This is a genomic window from Bacteroides sp. PHL 2737 (assembly GCF_004115325.2).
In the GTDB taxonomy this organism is placed as follows: domain Bacteria; phylum Bacteroidota; class Bacteroidia; order Bacteroidales; family Bacteroidaceae; genus Bacteroides; species Bacteroides hominis.
The window spans coordinates 2,688,674-2,708,281 of sequence record NZ_CP040630.1; the positions used below are offsets into that span (position 1 = coordinate 2,688,674).

The following is a 19,608-nucleotide window of genomic DNA, read 5'->3' on the forward strand; positions in this document are numbered from 1 at the left end:
AAGAGTATCTTTGTCCACGGAAAATATAGAATAAGAAAGGAAAGATTATGAGTTTAGAAGATGCAATTATGGGTGGGATTGTCTTTAAAGGAAAGAAAGAAGGCCCGAAAAAAGATGAAAATAAAGTGAAAACAAAAGCGAAGAAAACAACTTATATAAAGGGAACCCATGGTTCCGGAGCAGCCAAGATGAAAGCTGAAATCCGGAGAAAGAGGGCGAATAGACATAAACGGTAAATAACGATGAACGATAAACTGTTTGCAATATTAATGTGCAGCCTGTTTATCGTTCATTGTTTAGAAACATGCGTCGTTTATCGTTTTAGAACCGCTCCGGCAATATTTCGATCCAGTAATCATCCGGATCGTTGATAAAATACAGTCCCATGGCAGTATTCTCAAAGCATACGCAGTTCATTTCTTTGTGATATTGGCGTATGGCATCATAATCTCCCGTTACACGGAAGCAGAGATGGCTTTCGTTCTCTCCCAATTCATATGCTTCGGTATGGTCTCTCAGCCAAGTGAGTTCCAATAAGAATCCGGTGGTGCTATCTGTGAGATATACCAGGATAAAGGAGCCGTCGGCGGCTTCTTTCCGGTGGTGTTCTTTCAGTCCCAGTGCTTTTTCGTAGAAAGCAATGCTGCGTTCCAGATCAGTCACATTGATGTTAAAGTGGTCAAATCTACTTTTTATTTCCATTGTTGCTAAGTTTATTTTGTTTTAGGTTAAAATAGAACTTATAAAGTTGCACCACAGATTATACTGATTAGGGCAGATTGTTTATATTAATAATCTAATTAAAATTCAATCTGTGTTTATCCGTGTAATCTGTGGTGGCTGATTTATTTCATAAATGCTTTTGTTATTTTACCTGCATAAGTTCTGGGCTGTCCTTCCATTGGTGTCGGGGCAGGCAGCTTCTGACATTCCATTATGACAGACGGCTCGCTTTGTCCTGTAGGATAGAAACGTATGCTATATGTCTCTGCTTTCTCCAATTGCTCGTAAGGCTGGTCGGGCGAGAGGATACTGAATACAACAGGGCTTCCGGAAATTTTTCCTATGGATCCTCCGGCGTTAGCTGTCATCATGGTCATGTTGAAAGGATCGGAGCCGATAGCGATCACCAGTCGGCCTGCACCCATCTGGATGGCGTTGGCAGGAACTTGATCGGGAGCTACTTCTTTATAGCCCGGCATTGTGCTTGGAGGGGTAACAGGGATTGCGGGGGTAACCGTAGCTGCTTTTTCTACCTTTTCAGTTTCTTTTTCACCACCGATTACCACAACTTTCGGAGCGGTCACTACTGCCGGCTTTTTTGGAGCGGTTTCTGCTGCTGCGGCTTCCTGAGGTTTTTGGCTCAGTGCTTTTGCTGCCTCTTCAAAAAGGTTATCGGCAAAGTCTACCGTCTTCCTGCGCCATTTGGCAAGACCACGTACCAGTTTGGTTTTGGTTTTATTCAGAGCAAATTTATCGGTGATCCATTCTTCGGCTGTATATTTTTCTTTTTCACGATAAGTGTAGCGGATTTTTTCTATTTCCATTGTGCACTTCTGCGGCTGGCAGTTAACGGTGATTTGATAGGTCAGCCAAGTACGGTCCAAAGAAAGAGCGGTAGAGCTGAATACCAGCCACTCTTCGCCGGTTGCGGCAATGACACCTTGGTCTTTATATACCACGCGGCTATTGTTTTTGTTCTGGGCCATGCGTCCGTCAAGCCACTTGAGCATCCGTTCATAGATTTCGTCTTGTGACATACCGGGAATGCTGAATTCGCGGCTGAAAACTACCCGTCCGTCAACTTCGGGCACGGCGCCCGCAAGGTATCTGCTGTCATCATCATCTTTGTCATTGTCTGCCCAAAGGGTTGCAGGCAGGCAAATCATAAATAACACGAGAAAAAATTGTGTCAGTTTGTTCATAATCGTATGTTTTATTTAGTTATATCTCAAAGCTTTCGCCCCGGTGAGTGATGGTGATAAAACGGCATCCACCGGCTTCGGCTATAGACCGGAAAGCATTACCTCCCTCGTAGTCTTCGCTGAAGTGCATGGGTACAAATATAGTAGTTTTTATTCGTTCGATGAATTGTTGGGCGCCTTTCATATAATCTTTTCCCATTCGGCGGTCGACGGGGAACATTACCAGATCGACGGCCGGAGCAGATTCCCGGAGAAATTTCACTTCTGCCAGAAAGTCGCCTTCGGCTTTGCGTATCTCTTGTTCGGTAGACTCTTCGCTCCAATGCCAATTGTTGAGGTCACCGGCATGGAAGATGCTTTTCCCTTGCAGATGAATCAGGAAGGAGATGCCTACGTCCGTAGAACCGAAAGCCTGAATGCGCAGTGTATCATCTTCGTACTCCTCACCTTTATTAATATAGATCGCATCTTCACTTTGTGCCCGATGATGCTTCAGGATATCTTTTGAGAAGATATAGATAATGTCCGGACGTTGCTCTTTCCAGGTCAGTATTTCCCGGTTAAAATGGTCGGGATGAAAATGTGAGGCAAGTACATACAACTTGCCGGGTCGTTGGAGCAGACGGTCGTGTACGATACCTTTATTTCGTTCTGTTTCCGAAGAGTCCTTGTAATAATCAATGATAAGGGTTACACCTTCTGCTTCGATGGCAAACCCGCTGTGGTATATATAATCCAGAATCATAAGCGGATGTATTTTATGAATGCAATATTACGTATTATTTGTTGGTTGCGCAAGCACAATAACCGGAAATATCAAGGGGCAAGCCTCTCTTTCCGCCAGCTTCCGTCCGCTTGGAGGGTGTAGAGAAAGCGGTCGTGCAGTCGGTTGGCTCTACCCTGCCAGAACTCGATTCGTTCAGGGGTGACGGCATAGCCTCCCCAGTGTACCGGACGTTCCACTTCTCTGCCTACCCATCGGGCAGCTTCTGCAACGAAACTGCGAATCAATTGCATCCGGCTCTTCAACGGACGGCTTTGAGGAGAGATGCGTGCTCCGATGCGACTTTTGTAGGGGCGTTGGTGGAAGTAGGCATCGGATTCACCGGCAGGGACTTTTGAGGAAATACCTTCAATGTGTACCTGTCTTTCCAGCGCGTGCCAGACGAAAGAGAGGGAAATATACGGATTCTTTGCCAGATGACTGCCTTTACGGCTTTTATAATTGGTATAAAAGATAAATTTTCCGTCATGTAAATCTTTCAGCAATACGGTACGGGTCGATGGTCGCCCTTCGGGGGATACGGTACCTACCAGCATGGCTGTAGGTTCTTCTACCTGTGCATCGATAGCTTCGTGCAGCCATCGGTTGAAAAGAGAAAGCGGGTTGTCGGGAAGATCTCCTTCCTTCAGCCCGCCTTTGGTGTACTCCTGCCGGATGGCAGCGAGGTTGATAGTCTCACTCCCGGCCCCTCTTCCGTGAAGAGGGGAATCAGGATGTGTGGACGTATGATCGGTTGACATAAGCAATTACTTTAAATTTACATCGGTACTTCTATCAGTAATATCTTGGAATCTTTCAAGGTTTCTATCTCAAAGCTTTTGGTTTCAGAGATTCCCAATCCGTCGCGGCGGGTCAGGATGATATCGTCTATTTTTATTTCTCCTTCGATGAGGAAAACGTAGACTCCCGTATCCGTTCCATGTATCTTGTATTCAAGCGTTTTTCCGGCTTCTGCTTCACCCATCGAGAACCAGGTGTCCTGTAGCAGTTTGGCTGGTGTACTGCCATCCGGTGACAGAATCAGGGCCAGTTCGTTTTTCTTCAGCAACCCCCGGATGTCGTAATCCTGATAGAGTGGGTGGGTGTTTCGCTCTTTGGGCATGATCCATATTTGTAGAAACTCCACAGGTTCCGACTTGCTGCCGTTCATTTCACTATGATAGATGCCTGTTCCGGCACTCATCACCTGAATATCGCCAACAGTGATGGTACGGCTGTTCTTCTTACTGTCTCCGTGTGCCAGAAATCCCTTTAGGGGGATGGAGACGATTTCCATATTCTTATGTGGGTGGGTCTGAAAACCTTCTCCCGGTGCGACACGATCGTCATTCAGCACCCGTAAAGCGCCGAAGTGGATGCGTTCGGGATTATAATATTCATCAAAGCTGAAACTGTGGTGGCTGTCAAGCCAGTCATATAAAGATCGTCCGCGGGTATCCGAGCGGTGAACTACCTTTTTCATAATGTATCCTTTCTTTTAAAATGTATTCTATAAGCCAAACAATTGGGAAGTATAAATGGTTTGAAGCGTTCACTTTTTTATTAGGAACAAGGGGAAGGAGGCGGTTCCAGAAGAGAAACAATCAGGCTCCTGAAATCCGGCAAACAGAAAAGATTTGAATGCGTTCGGTAAATATGAGCCGGAGAAAATTTTGTTGAAAATATTATTATCTTATTTTTGTGCTTCTAAAATCTGCCAATAGTAAGAAGATATGAGAAAGTTATTGTATGTTATTCTGTTAGTACTGCTTCATTGTTTTATATCTCCGGTGTCTGTTTGCGCCGGAACGTTTTCTTTACCAGACAGTTTGATTACAGATGACAACGTATATAAGTATACATTCTCCGACTTTGAAAAAGCGCAGCAGATCATGGAGCAGTTGAGGAAACAGAAGTCGCTTCCTCCGTTCCGCTTGGATGTGGTGGAAGGCGATTTGTATTTCAATGTAGGGCAATACTACTGGGCGTTGAAATTCTATAAGCGTGCTTTGGAAAGTGACTCGGTGCTCAATAGTGATAAAAACTATATGGAACAGGTGCACCGTATGATTTCGTGTTACGACTGTTTGCACAATGAGAATAAAAAGGCACAGTATGTGGATTTGCTTTTGAAGAGGGCTGAGCTGTGTGATGATAAAGCGATGCAGTCCGTTGCTCTGTTTAATATGGGGAAGATGCTCTATTATCAGGGTAATAAGGATAAGGGATATGAATTCATGGAGCAGGCGGTAGCGATGATGGAAAAAACAGACTACCCATATAAGTACGATAACCTGCGCTATAATTACAATACTTTGCTGATATTTCAGGAGTCGGACAGGCGTAGTGAAGAGGCCCTGAAAACACTGGCTGCATTAGAAAGGATCGTGACGGAAGAGACCGGCAGTGAGATACCGATGGAGGGATTGAGCGGAAAGGAGAAAAAGGCGATGTATGCCCATTACGCTGTGGTTCTTTTCCGGTTGGGGCGGTCGGAAGAGGCTGACCGCTATTACCGGCTATTTTTGTCAGTAAGTAAGGAATACGATCGCGATGACTACCTGATTATGCCTTATCTGTTCGATCGGAAGATGTATGATCAGGTGATCCGTATGAATTCTGCTCGTGAAAAGGTATATGTTACGCGGAAAGATACGGTAAATTATTATATGGTCACCATTAAGAAGTCCCTCGGGCGTGCCTATCGGGATAAAGGTGATTACCGGACTGCTGCAAGATATTTTGAACAGCTGGCTGTGTTGCGTGATAGCATTAAGGCCAGAGAGCAGAAAAGTGCTGCATTGGAACTGGCAGCGGTTTATGAAACGAATGAAAAGGACATGTTTATTCAGCAGCAAGCCGCTGATATGCGGATGAGGAATGCCTTGCTGATATTTGTGGTCTGTATTGTTTTTCTGTTAGGGGTACTTTTATGGAGAACCATCCGACATAATCGTACCATACGCCGTAAGAATAAGGCAATGGTAGGAACCATCGAGGATTTGCTGGTTCACAAAGAAGAACTCTACCGGAAAAAAGAGGAGAACCATCTATTGAAAGAACAGTTACAGAAAGAGCGGGAAGTACGGACGTATATAGATGGAAATGCATTGCAGGCAGAAGAGCCCGGAAAGTCGGATGTTCCTGTCGATCCGGAACCCGAGACGGAAGATAACAATGCGGTACACGATAAAATGCTGTTCGACAAACTGGAGCGTGAAATCATTAACCGGCAGTTATATCTTCAGCCGGACTTTTCGAGAGAGGAGTTAATCAAGACAATCTACATTCCCAAGAATAAGTTTGCGCCGCTTTTTAAGCAATATGCCGGAATGAGTTTTTCAAAATACATTAATAATCTTCGCTTGGAGTATGCTGCCAAGATGCTGAAAGATTACCCCGATTATACAGTAGACACGATAGCCCAGGAGTGTGGAATGTCTACCCAATCTTTTTATCGTCTCTTTTCCGGTAAATTTGGGGTGACTCCTACCGATTTCCAGGTAGGAGTACAACGTGTTAGTAATAAGGAAATTACTGAGTGAAAGTGAAAAAATGAGAGACTAAGAGTGAAAAAATGAGAGAATAACCCACTTCAGGTATTTTGATCTGTAAATCTTTCCCTTTACCTTTGAACCACATCAACGAATCTGGTTTAGGTGATGTACTGTACCCAAAATCTGCCGGGAGTTTTCTCCCGGCAGATTATTCTCAGCAAGGCCGGTCACTGCATCAGGCTATTAGAAAATTTCACAGAGTTAATCTTTTAAAAAACACGTATTGTTATGATTAGGAAAGCATTCAAAGTAGGTGATACAATCACCATCAAACGTACCTCACATGCAGGTACTGGTTATCGTTACGCTTTAGTACGCCTGACTGGTGGAGTTGCCCTTGTGGAGGAATTGTCAGAAGATGCCGATACCTTGGGTGGAATGTCTGTACAGTCTTTTACTTTCCAGTTTTTGCAGCCGGGACAGGTAGAGATTCAGTTTGCCTATTATCGTGATGTCACGGGAGTCCTTTACGAAGACGTATTCCCTTATACAGTAGTTACTTCCGAGAAAGCGGATATAATAATAGGAGGCTGGGGAGAATTTGAACCATTGACGGATCAGGATAAAGAATTGTTTCAGACCTGCATGACTTTGAAAGGGGTGGATTATACTCCACTTCTGGTTGCCAAACAACTGGTAAGCGGCTATAACTACCGCTTCATCTGTATGACTAAAACAGTAACTCGCGAGCCCAAGTATGGTTTTGCTAAAGTAACTATTTATGCTCCTCTGAAGGGAGAGCCTTTGTTAGAGAGCATTGTGGAATACTGATGAAAAAAGGGTGAACCGAAGGCACATAAATAGAGAATGCTAAATAGTAATCCCGGATATTATGTATTTCATCCGGGTTCCCCCCCCTTGGATTAAGCCTGCCGTTTCTTGAGAAAGAAGTGGCAGGCATTATTGTTTGTTACACATCACTTTTTCGTGTTGCTCTTTTCTAAGCATTGCCCAGTTTCACTTCATTCACTAAAGGTTTCCGGTTCTTGAAGTCCCGTATGTTCTCCAAAGTCGTTGCTGCAATATTAGCCAGAGCCTCGCGGGTAAAGAATGCTTGATGAGAAGTTACGATCACGTTATTGAATGACAGCAAACGTGCCAGCACATCGTCGTCGATGATACGGTCCGATTTATCTTCGTAGAAGTATTCGCTTTCTTCTTCATAAACATCCAGTCCGGCCGAACCGATCTTTTTATTTTTTAATCCTTCGATCAGCGCATTGGTATGAATCAGCTGTCCCCGTCCGGTATTGATGATCATTACTCCGTCTTTCATTTTGCTGATCGAGTAGTCATTGATCAGATACTTTGTCTGTTCAGTGAGCGGGCAGTGCAATGATATGATATCCGAGCTGTGGTATAATTCATCGAGCGTCGTATATACTATCTGGTTCTCCCGTGCAAAGTTATAATCCGGATATAGGTCATAGGCCAATATGTTCATGCCGAATCCTTTGAGGATGTGTATCAGTATTTTTGCAATCTTTCCCGTACCGATGATACCTGCTGTTTTTCCGTGCATATCGAAACCTAACAGTCCATGCAGAGAGAAGTTCCCATCCCGTGTACGCCACGAAGCTCTCGGAATCTTCCGGTTGAGTGAAAGCATCAGGGCAACCGTATATTCGGCTACGGCATACGGTGAATAGGCCGGGACGCGGACAACGGTTACTCCGTTTTCGGCAGCGGCTTTTAAGTCTACATTATTATATCCGGCACAGCGAAGAGCGAGTAATTTTACCCCGTTGGCGGCCATTGTTTTTATTACTTCAGCATCAGCTGTGTCGTTCACGAAAATGCAGACAGCATCCACTCCCTGGGTCAGCAGCACGTTGTGCCGGTTCAAGTGACCTTTGAAAAATCGGAGTTCGAATCCGAATTCTTTGTTTTTTTCGTTGAAAGAAGCTTCATCGTAGGGTTTGGTACCAAAAAATGCGATTGTATATGCCATAGTTTTCTTATTTATATTCTATATGATATAAAAACGTTTAGCAATGGAGTAATGTTTGGCTTTCGGGGTGTCTTTTCTTGCGATGTTTTCCTATTTGTTTCAATCGAAACAGTTTGTGTTTCCAATTAATTTGTTGGTGAAAACGTAATTAGATGCACAGAAATATTCGTCATGTGCAATATTATTGTACCTTTGCGCCCGAAATAACTTAAAAAAGATTTAGATGAGAAAATTATTCTTGATTAGCATCGGGTTGCTAATCGTTTCAACTTCAACTTTTGCGGGAGGTCTCCTGACAAATACCAATCAGCACGTATTGTTTTTGAGAATGTTGGCTCGTGATGCTTCTACACAAATTGACGCAGTATATTCCAATCCGGCAGGTGTCGCCTTCATGGAAGATGGTTTTCATCTGTCTCTCAACGGACAGAGTGCTTTCCAGACAAGAACCATCACTTCTACTTTCGCTCCGTTTGCAGGCTTTGGCGGAAACGCTACAAAAGTATATAAAGGTGAAGCTTCGGCTCCGTTCATCCCCAGTGTATTTGCAGTATATAAGAAGGATAAGTGGGCATTCTCCGGGAATTTTGCAGTAACCGGTGGTGGTGGTAAGGCTACCTTTAATGAGGGATTGGGTTCATTCGAGTCATTGGTATCTGTAGTGCCCGGAATGATGGTAGCTGCCGGTAAAGAAATGGTAGACGGAGGCATTCTGCCGATTAATATCTTTGAAGGTACCAATAAATACTCGGTTGACAGCTATATGCGTGGTAAGCAGATGATTTTTGGTCTTCAACTGGGAGCATCTTATAAAATCACCGATTACTTGTCTGCATTTGCCGGTGTACGTATGAATTACGTAAGCAATGGATATGAAGGACATATTCGTAATATTGAAGCTAATATCGGTGGAGGGGAAATGGTAAATGTGAACAAATATTTCAGCGATTATGCCAAGCAAGCCAGAACAGCTGCAGATGCTTATCTGGCAGCGAATGATATGGTTAATTATGCAAAATATGATGCTATCGCAAAGAAAGCGACCGGTGTTGCAGAATTGACGGCTGATAAAGAGTTGGACTGCGACCAGACAGGTTGGGGGGTAACTCCTATTTTGGGCTTGGACTTTAAGATGAATAAGTGGAACATTGGTGTAAAATATGAGTTCAACACCAAACTGAATGTAGAGAACAAGACTCGTATAGATAATACAGGGCTGTTTGCGAATGGAGTAAATACTCCGCACGATATTCCGGCTTTGTTGACAGTAGGTGTTTCTTATGAAATTCTTCCGGTACTTCGTGCTTCAGTTGGTTATCATCATTTCTTTGATACCAGTGCACGTATGGCCGATGCTAAAGATCCTGTGACCGGCCAGACTATGGGTAAACAGCATTTCATCAAACAAGGTACTAACGAATATTTGGGTGGTATCGAATGGGATGTTTGTAAATGGGCCCAGGTAAGTGCCGGTATGCAACGTACCAAATATGGTGTAGGTGATAATTACCAGAGCGATATGAGTTTTGCAGTTAGTTCTTATTCATACGGTTTTGGTGCCGGATTCGACATTGCGAAGAACCTGAAACTGAACGTTGCTTATTTTTGGACTGATTACGATAAATATACCAAAGAGACTCCTAATTATGGAGGTACAGGAATCTCCGGAAAGGATGTCTTTACTCGTACCAATAAAGTATTCGGTATCGGTCTCGACTATAAGTTCTGATACAAGGCTTCTACTAATCTTTATTAATATAACTCTCAAGAAGGATCGGATTACTCAAATAATCCGGTCCTTTTTCATTTAACCCTCCTATATTAAGATTATCTTTGTGTTCTAATCCTGAAAGATATGAGAGACACATTTTTTCTTTTCTTTGCTGCATTGAGCTTTGCATGCATTTCTTGCAGCCGGACTAATCCCGTGAAAGAGCCCGATATTCTGAAAGTGGAGCTGAAAGAAACTCCTGTTTCCGTTTCCGAACTGTTTTCTAAAGTTGAAGTGATTCCGTTGGAAACCTCGGACAGTTGCCTGCTGGCCACAATTTTGAGAGTGCTTGTTTCCGGAGATACTACTTATATATTGACTCAGGATTATCCTACTTTCAGGCATATCACGTTGATGGCTTTTGATAAAAAAGGGAACTATCTCCGTTCTATCGGGAGAGTAGGGCAAGGTCCCGGTGAATATTCACAGATTTATGATGCAGTCATTAATGACCAACGAAAACTGGTGTATATGTTGTCTCCTTTCGGTTCGATGTATACCTATCGGCTGGACGGTTCGTTTATAGATAAAAAGATACTGCCGGAGAAGATAAACTTCCAGAAGATAGGATTGACTCCGGGCGGTGACCTGTTGACGTGGTCGGCACTGAACAAAGATGACGGGGCTTGCGTCATGCGGTTGGAGGCCGATTCGGCGAAGTTGATCAATGAGTTCTGGTCTGATCACTTCTGTCTGAACTGGGCTTGTTGGGATGTATTCTATTCTTATCAGGGTAAAGCCTACTTTTCTCCTACGTTTTATGAAGAAGTTTACGAAATCACACGGGATAGCCTTCGTGTAGCTTATCGCTGGGATATGGGAGAGCAGAATATAAATATAGAGCAGTATCATTTTAATTCAGGGCCGGATACACGTAAGGAAGAGGAAGAACGGCTGAGGGAATACCGTAAAACGGGTAAGATAGCCTTTAATTTCACCAAGCAATATCAGACGGATAAATACTACTATGCGCAATTATTCAGTATGTCATCCTATCCCCAAAGGAAACTTACAAATCTTCTTTATCGCAAAAAGGATGGAGTTGTTTTTTATTTTGAGAAGACACGGGAGGGAATCCGGATCAGCCCGGAGGTGGTGACTGAGGACTTTATGCTTTGCATCGTTCCGACCGAGGAGTTGGAAAATTATAAGAGTATACTTCCCGAGGGAGAATATCGGGCATTAAGTAAAAGAGTAGAAGATGATAATCCCTGTGTGGTGAAATTTTATTTTTAGCCCCATCTCCGTAGGGTAATAACAGAGACGGGGCTGGGTTCGTCCTTGGACTTTTTTTACGTTAGAGTTCAGAGAGATTTATAAAAAGTTAGAACGAATATTGTACCAATGCGTTCATGCGGTTGGCATGACGGGTATTGCTACTGAAGTCCGTACGCCATCCTCTCAGATATTCGGCGCCTACCTGTAAGTTGCTGGTTACGTTCCAGAACAGGTTAGCCACCAGATATTGGCCCTTCCGGTACATATCGGGTACATCGCTTGGATACGTGTGTTCCGAGTAGAGGCGTGACAAACTGTAAGTGCCCGATACAAATACATCTTTGCTGATGTTGTATTGCAATCCGGCGAACCATCCCAACATGGGGAGCGTCTGCATGCGCCCTTCTTTTTCCGGGTTAGGAACAATATCCACATTCAGGTTACTCAAGTCGTTCAGATATTGTCCGATACCCCTTCCGTAATTCACCTGTCCGTATACTTGCCATTTCGGAGTCACGTTGAAGGAAGTTGAAGCTTGAAGTCCGTATCCGGCTTTTGAGTGCGCCTTATTGTCTACGGAACTTGAATAAGTCATGCTGCGAACGATGGCAGCTAACTTCAGGTGGCTGTTGGCATTCCAGTTATACTGTGCTGAGGCAGTGAAGTCGGGCATACGCTGGGTGTTGATGGTGAGATACTGATTCGTGGTACCGTCTACCGATGGCATTTCGACACCGACGCCGAATTTCCAGTTCTTCAGCTTGTCACACATATAGCTCAATTGAGTAGTTCGATAGAAAGCCGAGCCGTTAGGGCCTGCAAAGTCGATGGTAGGAGGCAGGGCGGCAAGGTCCATAAAGTTACCATAGCTGTAACCCAGAGTAAAGCCGAGGAAGGTAGCATAAGCATTCTGCAACTCGAAAGTCTTTCCGTCTCCACGGAAGTTTGCAGCAGTATAAACCACGAAGTCACCCAGACGTTTGGTATGTCCCACCAGTTTCAGGAAAAGAGTCGAAGTGCTGATATCCATCTGGAACTGATTGCGTGCACGGTCGGCAGAGCCTTTATTAGGAATCAGCGCCGGATAGAAGTCTACATCTTTCACAATTCCCCCGAAGTCATATTCGGCGGTTGCCCGTACATATCCGCCGATACCCAGTGCGAACTTTCCTTGCCGGTCGGTCAGTACGAAGCGTGGAGCCTTCGGTTCCTGGAAACGCGGAAGACGCGTCTCGTTCATGATCCGGATAATCTCGTCTCCGGCTTTGTCGGTCGATACAAACATCACGGAGTTCGGTTCTTCATCTTCGATGATTACTTTTTTCTGGGCATGTGCCGCTACAGGCAAGAGTCCCAATCCGAGTAGCATAGCTACAGATCTAAAAAATGTTTTCATTATAAGTTAAGTTTTAGGTGAATTGCCCTATTGAACAACTTAAATGGGAAATGGTTGAAGGGCCGAGGGAAAAATCGCCAAATTATGCGGAAGAATTGCTATAGGACAGACCGTTTAAAATGCGAATCTTTGCATATTCGATAATCAGAAAGAAAGAAGAGCAATGGAAAAGATGAATATTACCCATAAGATAGTGGCTATGCAGCCCGAACTGGAACATTTTGCCTATAAACTGACTGCTGACCGGGAGTCGGCCAATGATCTGGTACAGGATTGTCTGTTGAAGGCATTGGACAACAAAGAGAAATTTGTGCATACCCAGAATTTCAAGGGATGGATGTATACCATCATGCGCAATATCTTTATCAATAATTACCGTAAGTCGTTACGTGAAGTGGATATGACCGATTCCACCTATAATCTCTATGCGCAAACCATGACGGAAGGTGAGGACGGCAACCGCTTTGAAACAATTTACGATCTGAAGGAACTCTATAAGGTGATTAATGCCGTTCCCGAAGAGTTGAAGAAGCCTTTCCTGATGTTTGTTGCCGGATTCAAGTATCGTGAGATAGCTGAGAAGATGGATTTGCCGGTAGGGACTATCAAGAGCCGTCTGTTCCTGATCCGCAAAAGATTACAGCAGGATTTGAAAGACTTCTCGTAAGAGCGCTTATTAAGATTGATGCCGGATTTTCCGGAAGTATGAATGGGCTTTTGCAACTCTGTGACAAGAGTAAAAAAGAATAGTGTGTTAAGTGTTTGTTATGTTGTACCTGGACGGGGCATTACATTATATGTTATCGCGATAACAATATATGTAATGCCCCGTTACATATATTGTTATTTTGTCGATTAAAAAAGAATTGCTACCTTTGCTGCCCGTAAACGTATGATGCCGTGAATAGCGGTCGTGTATTCTAGAACACCACGTAAAAAACAGGAATTATGAAAGAAAAAGTATCTATACCCTTCATGTTGCTCGGCATTCTGTTCAACGTCTGCCTGATTGCAGCAAACCTTCTCGAAACCAAAGTGATTCAGGTTGGCAGTATCACTGTTACTGCCGGATTGCTGGTGTTTCCCATATCCTATATTATCAATGACTGTATAGCCGAAGTATGGGGATTTAAAAAGGCCCGTCTGATTATTTGGAGCGGATTTGCCATGAACTTCTTTGTGGTAGGGCTCGGGCTGATTGCCGTGGCGTTGCCCGCAGCACCTTTCTGGGAAGGCGAACAGCATTTTGATTTTGTGTTCGGCATGGCTCCCCGCATTGTTGTAGCCAGTCTGTTGGCCTTTCTGGTCGGTTCGTTTCTCAATGCCTATGTCATGAGTAAAATGAAAGTGGCCAGTGGCGGACGTAATTTTTCTGCCCGTGCCATCTGGTCTACGGTAGTGGGAGAAACGGCCGATTCACTGATCTTCTTTCCCATCGCATTCGGCGGACTGATTGCCTGGCCCGAGCTGTTGGTGATGATGGGCACTCAGATTGTGCTGAAGTCCCTTTACGAAGTGATTATCCTTCCGATCACCATCCGTGTCGTGAAAGCCGTTAAGAGAATTGACGGGAGCGATGTTTATGATACCGACATCTCCTATAATGTACTTAAGGTAAAGGATATATAATAAGGAGAACTTAAAAACACTTTTTTCAAGAAAATAAATGATGAAAAATGATTCAGCAGTAGTTCTGTTCAGTGGCGGACAGGACTCTACAACGTGTCTCTTCTGGGCGAAGAAACATTTCAGCAAAGTATATGCGCTTAGTTTCCTGTACGGACAGAAACATGCACACGAGGTAGAACTGGCCCGGGGAATAGCCGAAAGGGCAGGAGTGGAGTTTCATGTGATGGACACCTCTTTTATCGGGAGCCTTGGAAGCAATTCGTTGACGGATACCAGCATCTCGATGGACGAAGACAAGCCGGAAGATTCGTTCCCGAACACCTTTGTTCCGGGACGTAACCTGTTTTTTCTGAGTATTGCCGCTGTCTTTGCCCGTGAACAGGGAGCTTTCCACTTGGTTACCGGAGTTTCGCAGACCGATTATAGCGGTTATCCCGATTGCCGCGACTCGTTTATCAAGTCGTTGAATGTCACTCTGAATCTGGCGATGGACGAACAGTTTGTTATCCATACACCGTTGATGTGGATTGATAAAGCCGAAACCTGGGCATTGGCGGACGAACTCGGCGTATTCGATCTTGTACGGAACGAGACGCTGACCTGTTACAACGGGATTCCTGCCGACGGGTGCGGACACTGCCCGGCATGCAAATTGCGGAAACAGGGGCTGGAAGAGTATTTAAGTAAAAGAAACCGTTAAATGATTAATAGATTATGACTGAATTGAAAGACCAGCTTTCTTTACTGGGAAGAAAGACCGAATATAAGCAGGATTATGCTCCCGAAGTATTGGAATCCTTCGATAACAAGCATCCTGAGAACGATTATTGGGTACGTTTCAATTGTCCGGAGTTTACCAGCTTGTGCCCCATAACGGGACAACCGGATTTTGCCGAAATACGTATCAGTTACCTGCCCGATGTGAAGATGGTGGAGAGCAAGAGCCTTAAGCTATATCTGTTTAGCTTCCGCAATCACGGTGCTTTTCATGAAGATTGCGTGAATATCATAATGAAAGACCTGATCCGTCTGATGGACCCCAAATACATTGAAGTGGCCGGTATCTTTACACCCCGCGGCGGTATTTCGATTTATCCGTATGCCAACTATGGTCGCCCCGGAACGAAATATGAAGAGATGGCTGCCCGGCGGTTGATGAATCATGAATAGGGGATAACCCTATTCATGGTGATAGGGTCCGCCGTTCAGTATGGTCATGGCCCTATACATCTGTTCTACAAAGATCAGGCGGATCATCTGGTGCGAAAAAGTCATTTTCGACATGGATATCTTTTCGTGTGCCGCATCATATACCTTTTGTGAAAATCCGTAAGGTCCTCCTATGATAAATACCAGGCGTTTGTTGACGTTTACCAGCTTCTTCTCCATCCAGCGTGCAAATTCCACCGAACGCATCTCTTTTCCGTGCTCGTCCAGCAACACTACCACGTCTCCCGGTTGGAGGGCTTTGCCTATCAGTTCGCCTTCCTTCTCCTTTTGTTGTTCCGGGGTGAGGCTTTTCGTGTTTTTCAGTTCGGGAATCACCTCCATATCGAAAGAAATGAAGTGTTTAGTACGCTCTATGTAATCGTTAATTGCAGTGATATAATGCTGCTCTACAGTCCGTCCTACGACGATAAGGGTTGTTTTCATTCAAGTGCAAACTCTTGTTTATTGCACAAAAATAAGAAAAAAATGTTGTTTTTAGCATTAAATACTTACCTTTGCGTATCGATAATACTTGTGATTATGAAAAAACGGGTACTTTTATGGATGGCCGGACTCGTATTCGCTGTAACTTCGCTCTTCGCACAGGACATACCGGTGGGCGTGGTCGTGGCGTTTAAGAAAGGAAACTCCCAAGAACTGAACAGGTATTTGGGAGAGAAGGTGGATCTGGTAATTCAGAATCGCTCGACAAGCGTCGACAAACAGACTGCTGAAGCAACACTTGCTTCTTTCTTTAATAGCAACAAGGTGAGTGGTTTTAATGTAAATCACGAAGGTAAGCGAGAGGAGTCGAGTTTTATTATCGGTACCCTGACCACTGCTAACGGCAATTTCCGGGTGAACTGCTTCTTCCGCAGGGTACAGAACAAATATTTTATAAATCAAATAAGAATAGATAAAACCAATGAATGAGTTAATAGACAGACTGATTGATCTGGCCTTTGCCGAAGACATAGGCGATGGCGACCACACAACACTTTCCTGTATTCCCGCCACTGCAATGGGAAAATCGAAACTTTTGATTAAAGAAGCCGGTGTATTGGCCGGTATCGAAATTGCCAAAGAAATATTTCACCGTTTCGACCCGACTATGAAGGTTGAGGTGTTTATCAACGACGGTGCCGAAGTGAAGCCGGGTGATGTGGCAATGGTTGTGGAAGGTAAAATTCAGTCTCTGCTTCAGACAGAACGTCTGATGCTGAACGTGATGCAGCGTATGAGCGGCATTGCCACTATGACACGCAAATACGTGAAGCAGCTGGAAGGCACCAAAACACGTGTGTTGGATACCCGGAAGACTACTCCGGGACTCCGTATGCTTGAGAAAGCAGCGGTAAAGATTGGCGGGGGTGTCAACCACCGTATCGGACTTTTCGATATGATTCTTCTGAAAGATAATCACGTGGACTTTGCCGGTGGCATTGATAAGGCCATCAACCGTGCTAAAGAATATTGCAAGGAAAAAGGAAAAGACCTCAAGATTGAAATCGAAGTGCGCAATTTCGACGAACTTCAGCAGGTGTTGAATATCGGTGGGGTAGACCGCATCATGCTCGATAACTTCACTCCCGAAAATACAAAGAAAGCTGTCGAGATGATCGGCGGAAAATATGAGACCGAATCGTCCGGTGGTATCACGTTCGATACACTCCGTGACTATGCCGAGTGTGGTGTAGACTTTATTTCGGTAGGTGCCCTTACCCATTCGGTAAAGGGACTCGATATGAGTTTCAAGGCATGCTGACATTTTGAACGGTCGGCGATAAACGTTCTTAAGTGATAAACGATGAACAGGCTACGCATTGATGCAAAGGCTTATTCATCGTTTATTGTTTCTTTAACTTCTTTTTGCATTATTGTTTGCAGCATTCGTTGCATCCTTGCGTCTAATAGACAAACGACGCAGACATACGTTCGATTTTAAAAAGACAATTGACATTGGAAAACGAGATAGAACTGATAAAGGGCTGTCGGGCAGGAAAGGATTCGGCCCGTAAGGAACTTTACACCCTATACTCGAGGCAATTGCTGGCGGTATGTTTCCGCTATACGGGCGATATGGAAGCGGCGCACGATGTACTGCATGACGGTTTCATCAAAATATTCACCAACTTTTCGTTTCGTGGTGAGTCTTCGCTTGGAACATGGGTGACCCGGGTGATGGTGACTCAGGCACTGGATTACCTGCGAAGGCAAAAACGGATCAGTCAGTTGGTGATACACGAGGATCAGCTTCCTGATATTCCCGATCTTCCGGAAGGAGGGGAGGCAGGACCGATATCCGAAGAACAGTTGATGAAGTTTGTCGCAGACTTGCCCGATGGCTGCCGGACGGTTTTTAACCTTTACGTGTTTGAGGAAAAGTCTCACAAAGAGATAGCCGATATGTTGGGTATTAAGGAGCATTCATCCACTTCGCAGTTGCACCGTGCAAAGTTTTTATTGGCAAAAAGGATTAAAGAATATAGAAATCATGAAGAGAGAAAATGATGAAATAACCGATCTGTTCCGTTCCCGTCTGGGCAACGCCGAGATGACTGTGCGGGATGGTTTCTGGGAAGAACTGAATTCTGAGGTGATGGTGCGTTGCCATCGTCGGAAGGTGTTTTTCTTCCGCGTAGCGGCAGCCGCTTCCGTACTGCTGGTACTGGCTGCTTCATCGGCTGCTTTTTGGTTCTTCTCTCCGAAAGAGGAGATAGAAGAAGCCTTTACCCAGGTAGCGGTTGTCAGTGGAAATGCGACTCACCTGGATGGTGACGTGGTGAAACAGGATTTCACTCCCGTACATTCCGAGCCTGTTTTGAGTAAACCGACGCCTAAGCGTTTCGGTACTCTGGCCCAATATCAGGACGAAGATGATGATTCGGTTTCGGTTACGGTTTCCATGTCATTCAGCTTCTCTGCAACGACTACTCGCAGAGGACAAAATAGTCATCCGGATAAAAACTACTGGCAGGCCGGCGGAGATGGACAGACCTTAGTAAATTCTGCTGATGAATCCCCGTCTTCCGATTATACGGCTATGACCGCTAAAGCCCGGACATGGGCTGTAAAGGCGGCAGTCGGTACCGCATTGCCTGCCGGAGATGGTAAATATAAGATGCCTGTTATGGTCGGTCTGACGGTAGAGAAAAAAATAAATAAACATTTAGCCGTAGAAACCGGTTTATTATATTCCAGTTTGCGTGCCGGACAGAACTTGCATTATCTGGGAATTCCCGTAAAACTGAACGTGACACTTGCGGAAATGCCGAAGTTGGATATATATGCTTCTGTAGGCGGAGTTGCGGATAAGTGCATAGCGGGAGCACCCGATAACAGCTTCAAACAGGAGCCTGTGCAACTGGCCCTTACCGCAGGAGTGGGAGTGAACTATAAAATTAATGATAAACTGGCTTTATTTGCCGAACCGGGAGTGTCGCACCATTTCAAGACAGACTCCAAGCTGGAAACAGTACGTTCGGCACGGCCTACGAATTTTAACCTGATTTGCGGTCTGCGCATGACCTATTAACCATTTAGTACGGACGTTATGAAAAAAACATTTTTTATGCTGCTCACGGTTGTTTTATCATTGCTTACTTGTGTAAGTTGCAGCGAAGAGACATTAGATTACAATAACCCGGATGTAGACCTTTTCGTAAGGCAACTCAAAGCGGGGAACTATAATACCAAGAGCCCGAAGGGCTTTGTAGAAGTGCCTAAATTTACGGAGAAGGATATTCCGGCATTGCTGAATTATGCAGAAGACCTGACTCAGGTTGCTTCTTTTCCGCTTCCGCCGGTATCTGCTTACTATAGCGGTAAGGTCCGGTTGGGCGAGTGCATGTTGTGGATCGTAGAAACCATTCGGTTAGGGCATTATGCGTCGTTTGGCTGCAAAATGGTGAGAGCCAATGCCGAGAACTACGAGGGCATCTATTTCCTGACCGATGAAGAGTTACTTGATGCTGCTGCCCGGTATCGCCGCTGGTGGGAAAACAGGCAGTATCCTCGTACGGCATGGACCATTGACGCATGCTTTGACGAGCCCCTTTGCGGGAGTGGATACCGTTGGTGGTAAAAAACTAAATCAGATGAAACGTATCGACTTTCTGGTGCTGTCTTCAGGGGCGGCAGTGATCCTTTATGCCCGATGAACAGCCACGTAAAGGAATTCAAAGACAGG

General features: G+C 44.7%; 22 protein-coding genes. 14 read left to right on the forward strand and 8 right to left on the reverse strand.

What is annotated here, in order from left to right:
- Positions 1-47: 47 nt before the first annotated feature.
- A complete protein-coding gene (locus tag DBK98_RS10945; RefSeq protein WP_005776115.1) occupies positions 48-236 on the forward strand; it encodes a hypothetical protein in 189 nt (62 codons plus the stop codon).
- Between the two features lie 85 nt (positions 237-321).
- Here DBK98_RS10945 and DBK98_RS10950 read toward each other — a convergent pair whose 3' ends face one another.
- From DBK98_RS10950 to DBK98_RS10970, 5 genes are all read right to left on the reverse strand, one after another.
- Positions 322-702 carry a VOC family protein gene (locus DBK98_RS10950; protein ID WP_005776116.1) on the reverse strand — a complete coding sequence of 127 codons (381 nt, stop codon included), beginning with the start codon at positions 700-702 and terminating at the stop codon, positions 322-324.
- A 143-nt stretch (positions 703-845) separates the two neighbouring features.
- On the reverse strand, positions 846-1,925 hold the full coding sequence (locus DBK98_RS10955; RefSeq protein ID WP_032535976.1) for a DUF4468 domain-containing protein: 1,080 nt from the start codon (positions 1,923-1,925) through the stop codon (positions 846-848).
- 19 nt (positions 1,926-1,944) lie between these two features.
- Positions 1,945-2,670 carry an MBL fold metallo-hydrolase gene (locus tag DBK98_RS10960; RefSeq protein ID WP_005776118.1) on the reverse strand — a complete coding sequence of 242 codons (726 nt, stop codon included), beginning with the start codon at positions 2,668-2,670 and terminating at the stop codon, positions 1,945-1,947.
- A gap of 71 nt (positions 2,671-2,741) precedes the next feature.
- Positions 2,742-3,449, reverse strand: a complete 708-nt coding sequence (gene pdxH, locus DBK98_RS10965) for a pyridoxamine 5'-phosphate oxidase (protein ID WP_080714518.1) — start codon at positions 3,447-3,449, stop codon at positions 2,742-2,744.
- Between the two features lie 17 nt (positions 3,450-3,466).
- Positions 3,467-4,171, reverse strand: a complete 705-nt coding sequence (locus DBK98_RS10970) for a pirin family protein (RefSeq protein WP_032530180.1) — start codon at positions 4,169-4,171, stop codon at positions 3,467-3,469.
- 250 nt (positions 4,172-4,421) lie between these two features.
- Here DBK98_RS10970 and DBK98_RS10975 point away from each other — a divergent pair, with 250 nt between their 5' ends.
- A complete protein-coding gene (locus tag DBK98_RS10975; RefSeq protein WP_032535977.1) occupies positions 4,422-6,233 on the forward strand; it encodes a helix-turn-helix domain-containing protein in 1,812 nt (603 codons plus the stop codon).
- A 240-nt stretch (positions 6,234-6,473) separates the two neighbouring features.
- Entirely contained in the window at positions 6,474-7,016 is a 543-nt protein-coding gene (locus tag DBK98_RS10980) for a protease inhibitor I42 family protein (protein WP_032530181.1), read from the forward strand.
- Between the two features lie 169 nt (positions 7,017-7,185).
- Here the strand turns inward: DBK98_RS10980 and DBK98_RS10985 are convergent, their stop codons facing one another.
- On the reverse strand, positions 7,186-8,196 hold the full coding sequence (locus tag DBK98_RS10985; RefSeq protein ID WP_005776126.1) for a 2-hydroxyacid dehydrogenase: 1,011 nt from the start codon (positions 8,194-8,196) through the stop codon (positions 7,186-7,188).
- Positions 8,197-8,419: 223 nt separating this feature from the next.
- Between DBK98_RS10985 and DBK98_RS10990 the strand changes: the two genes are divergently transcribed.
- Both DBK98_RS10990 and DBK98_RS10995 read left to right on the forward strand, forming a co-directional pair.
- Positions 8,420-9,925 (forward strand): OmpP1/FadL family transporter, encoded by a 1,506-nt coding sequence (locus tag DBK98_RS10990; protein WP_022011298.1) that lies wholly within the window; start codon positions 8,420-8,422, stop codon positions 9,923-9,925.
- A gap of 126 nt (positions 9,926-10,051) precedes the next feature.
- Positions 10,052-11,203, forward strand: a complete 1,152-nt coding sequence (locus tag DBK98_RS10995; protein ID WP_032535978.1) for a 6-bladed beta-propeller — start codon at positions 10,052-10,054, stop codon at positions 11,201-11,203.
- An 88-nt stretch (positions 11,204-11,291) separates the two neighbouring features.
- Here the strand turns inward: DBK98_RS10995 and DBK98_RS11000 are convergent, their stop codons facing one another.
- Positions 11,292-12,581, reverse strand: a complete 1,290-nt coding sequence (locus tag DBK98_RS11000; protein WP_005776129.1) for a DcaP family trimeric outer membrane transporter — start codon at positions 12,579-12,581, stop codon at positions 11,292-11,294.
- A gap of 163 nt (positions 12,582-12,744) precedes the next feature.
- Here DBK98_RS11000 and DBK98_RS11005 point away from each other — a divergent pair, with 163 nt between their 5' ends.
- The 4 genes from DBK98_RS11005 to queF all read left to right on the forward strand — a co-directional run bounded on the left by DBK98_RS11005 (position 12,745) and on the right by queF (position 15,380).
- Positions 12,745-13,248, forward strand: a complete 504-nt coding sequence (locus tag DBK98_RS11005; RefSeq protein ID WP_005809512.1) for an RNA polymerase sigma factor — start codon at positions 12,745-12,747, stop codon at positions 13,246-13,248.
- 281 nt (positions 13,249-13,529) lie between these two features.
- Positions 13,530-14,210, forward strand: coding sequence for a queuosine precursor transporter (locus DBK98_RS11010; RefSeq protein ID WP_005776226.1), 681 nt, complete (start codon positions 13,530-13,532; stop codon positions 14,208-14,210).
- Positions 14,211-14,250: 40 nt separating this feature from the next.
- The gene (queC, locus tag DBK98_RS11015) at positions 14,251-14,910 is read left to right on the forward strand and encodes a 7-cyano-7-deazaguanine synthase QueC (protein WP_005809507.1); all 660 of its coding nucleotides are present in this window, start codon (positions 14,251-14,253) and stop codon (positions 14,908-14,910) included.
- 14 nt (positions 14,911-14,924) lie between these two features.
- On the forward strand, positions 14,925-15,380 hold the full coding sequence (gene queF / locus DBK98_RS11020; RefSeq protein ID WP_032535979.1) for a preQ(1) synthase: 456 nt from the start codon (positions 14,925-14,927) through the stop codon (positions 15,378-15,380).
- A 9-nt stretch (positions 15,381-15,389) separates the two neighbouring features.
- Here queF and rlmH read toward each other — a convergent pair whose 3' ends face one another.
- Complete coding sequence (gene rlmH / locus DBK98_RS11025; RefSeq protein WP_005776229.1) at positions 15,390-15,863, reverse strand: 23S rRNA (pseudouridine(1915)-N(3))-methyltransferase RlmH; 474 nt, start codon at positions 15,861-15,863, stop codon at positions 15,390-15,392.
- 96 nt (positions 15,864-15,959) lie between these two features.
- Between rlmH and DBK98_RS11030 the strand changes: the two genes are divergently transcribed.
- The 5 genes from DBK98_RS11030 (at position 15,960) to DBK98_RS11050 (ending at position 19,503) form a co-directional block, all read left to right on the forward strand.
- On the forward strand, positions 15,960-16,352 hold the full coding sequence (locus DBK98_RS11030; RefSeq protein ID WP_032535984.1) for a DUF4783 domain-containing protein: 393 nt from the start codon (positions 15,960-15,962) through the stop codon (positions 16,350-16,352).
- On the forward strand, positions 16,345-17,184 hold the full coding sequence (nadC, locus tag DBK98_RS11035; protein WP_032535980.1) for a carboxylating nicotinate-nucleotide diphosphorylase: 840 nt from the start codon (positions 16,345-16,347) through the stop codon (positions 17,182-17,184). Before DBK98_RS11030 ends, nadC begins: the two co-directional genes overlap by 8 nt.
- Before the next feature lie 194 nt (positions 17,185-17,378).
- On the forward strand, positions 17,379-17,930 hold the full coding sequence (locus DBK98_RS11040) for an RNA polymerase sigma factor (protein WP_005776233.1): 552 nt from the start codon (positions 17,379-17,381) through the stop codon (positions 17,928-17,930).
- On the forward strand, positions 17,914-18,954 hold the full coding sequence (locus DBK98_RS11045) for an outer membrane beta-barrel protein (RefSeq protein WP_032535981.1): 1,041 nt from the start codon (positions 17,914-17,916) through the stop codon (positions 18,952-18,954). Before DBK98_RS11040 ends, DBK98_RS11045 begins: the two co-directional genes overlap by 17 nt.
- 36 nt (positions 18,955-18,990) lie before the next feature.
- The gene (locus DBK98_RS11050; RefSeq protein ID WP_005819122.1) at positions 18,991-19,503 is read left to right on the forward strand and encodes a DUF4943 family protein; all 513 of its coding nucleotides are present in this window, start codon (positions 18,991-18,993) and stop codon (positions 19,501-19,503) included.
- The last annotated feature ends 105 nt before the right edge of the window (positions 19,504-19,608 follow it).

What these genes read in the sequence shown, in the direction of transcription:
- DBK98_RS11005 (WP_005809512.1), top strand. Translation starts at nt 12,745, where the DNA reads ATGGAAAAGATGAATATTACCCATAAGATAGTGGCTATGCAGCCCGAA.
- DBK98_RS11030 (WP_032535984.1), top strand. Translation starts at nt 15,960, where the DNA reads ATGAAAAAACGGGTACTTTTATGGATGGCCGGACTCGTATTCGCTGTA.
- pdxH (WP_080714518.1), bottom strand. Translation starts at nt 3,449, where the DNA reads ATGTCAACCGATCATACGTCCACACATCCTGATTCCCCTCTTCACGGA.
- DBK98_RS11050 (WP_005819122.1), top strand. Translation starts at nt 18,991, where the DNA reads ATGCTGCTCACGGTTGTTTTATCATTGCTTACTTGTGTAAGTTGCAGC.
- DBK98_RS10985 (WP_005776126.1), bottom strand. Translation starts at nt 8,196, where the DNA reads ATGGCATATACAATCGCATTTTTTGGTACCAAACCCTACGATGAAGCT.
- queC (WP_005809507.1), top strand. Translation starts at nt 14,251, where the DNA reads ATGAAAAATGATTCAGCAGTAGTTCTGTTCAGTGGCGGACAGGACTCT.
- DBK98_RS11010 (WP_005776226.1), top strand. Translation starts at nt 13,530, where the DNA reads ATGAAAGAAAAAGTATCTATACCCTTCATGTTGCTCGGCATTCTGTTC.
- DBK98_RS11000 (WP_005776129.1), bottom strand. Translation starts at nt 12,581, where the DNA reads ATGAAAACATTTTTTAGATCTGTAGCTATGCTACTCGGATTGGGACTC.
- nadC (WP_032535980.1), top strand. Translation starts at nt 16,345, where the DNA reads ATGAATGAGTTAATAGACAGACTGATTGATCTGGCCTTTGCCGAAGAC.
- DBK98_RS10980 (WP_032530181.1), top strand. Translation starts at nt 6,474, where the DNA reads ATGATTAGGAAAGCATTCAAAGTAGGTGATACAATCACCATCAAACGT.
- DBK98_RS10945 (WP_005776115.1), top strand. Translation starts at nt 48, where the DNA reads ATGAGTTTAGAAGATGCAATTATGGGTGGGATTGTCTTTAAAGGAAAG.
- DBK98_RS10950 (WP_005776116.1), bottom strand. Translation starts at nt 702, where the DNA reads ATGGAAATAAAAAGTAGATTTGACCACTTTAACATCAATGTGACTGAT.
- DBK98_RS10955 (WP_032535976.1), bottom strand. Translation starts at nt 1,925, where the DNA reads ATGAACAAACTGACACAATTTTTTCTCGTGTTATTTATGATTTGCCTG.
- queF (WP_032535979.1), top strand. Translation starts at nt 14,925, where the DNA reads ATGACTGAATTGAAAGACCAGCTTTCTTTACTGGGAAGAAAGACCGAA.
- DBK98_RS10960 (WP_005776118.1), bottom strand. Translation starts at nt 2,670, where the DNA reads ATGATTCTGGATTATATATACCACAGCGGGTTTGCCATCGAAGCAGAA.
- DBK98_RS10990 (WP_022011298.1), top strand. Translation starts at nt 8,420, where the DNA reads ATGAGAAAATTATTCTTGATTAGCATCGGGTTGCTAATCGTTTCAACT.
- DBK98_RS10995 (WP_032535978.1), top strand. Translation starts at nt 10,052, where the DNA reads ATGAGAGACACATTTTTTCTTTTCTTTGCTGCATTGAGCTTTGCATGC.
- rlmH (WP_005776229.1), bottom strand. Translation starts at nt 15,863, where the DNA reads ATGAAAACAACCCTTATCGTCGTAGGACGGACTGTAGAGCAGCATTAT.
- DBK98_RS11045 (WP_032535981.1), top strand. Translation starts at nt 17,914, where the DNA reads ATGAAGAGAGAAAATGATGAAATAACCGATCTGTTCCGTTCCCGTCTG.
- DBK98_RS10970 (WP_032530180.1), bottom strand. Translation starts at nt 4,171, where the DNA reads ATGAAAAAGGTAGTTCACCGCTCGGATACCCGCGGACGATCTTTATAT.
- DBK98_RS10975 (WP_032535977.1), top strand. Translation starts at nt 4,422, where the DNA reads ATGAGAAAGTTATTGTATGTTATTCTGTTAGTACTGCTTCATTGTTTT.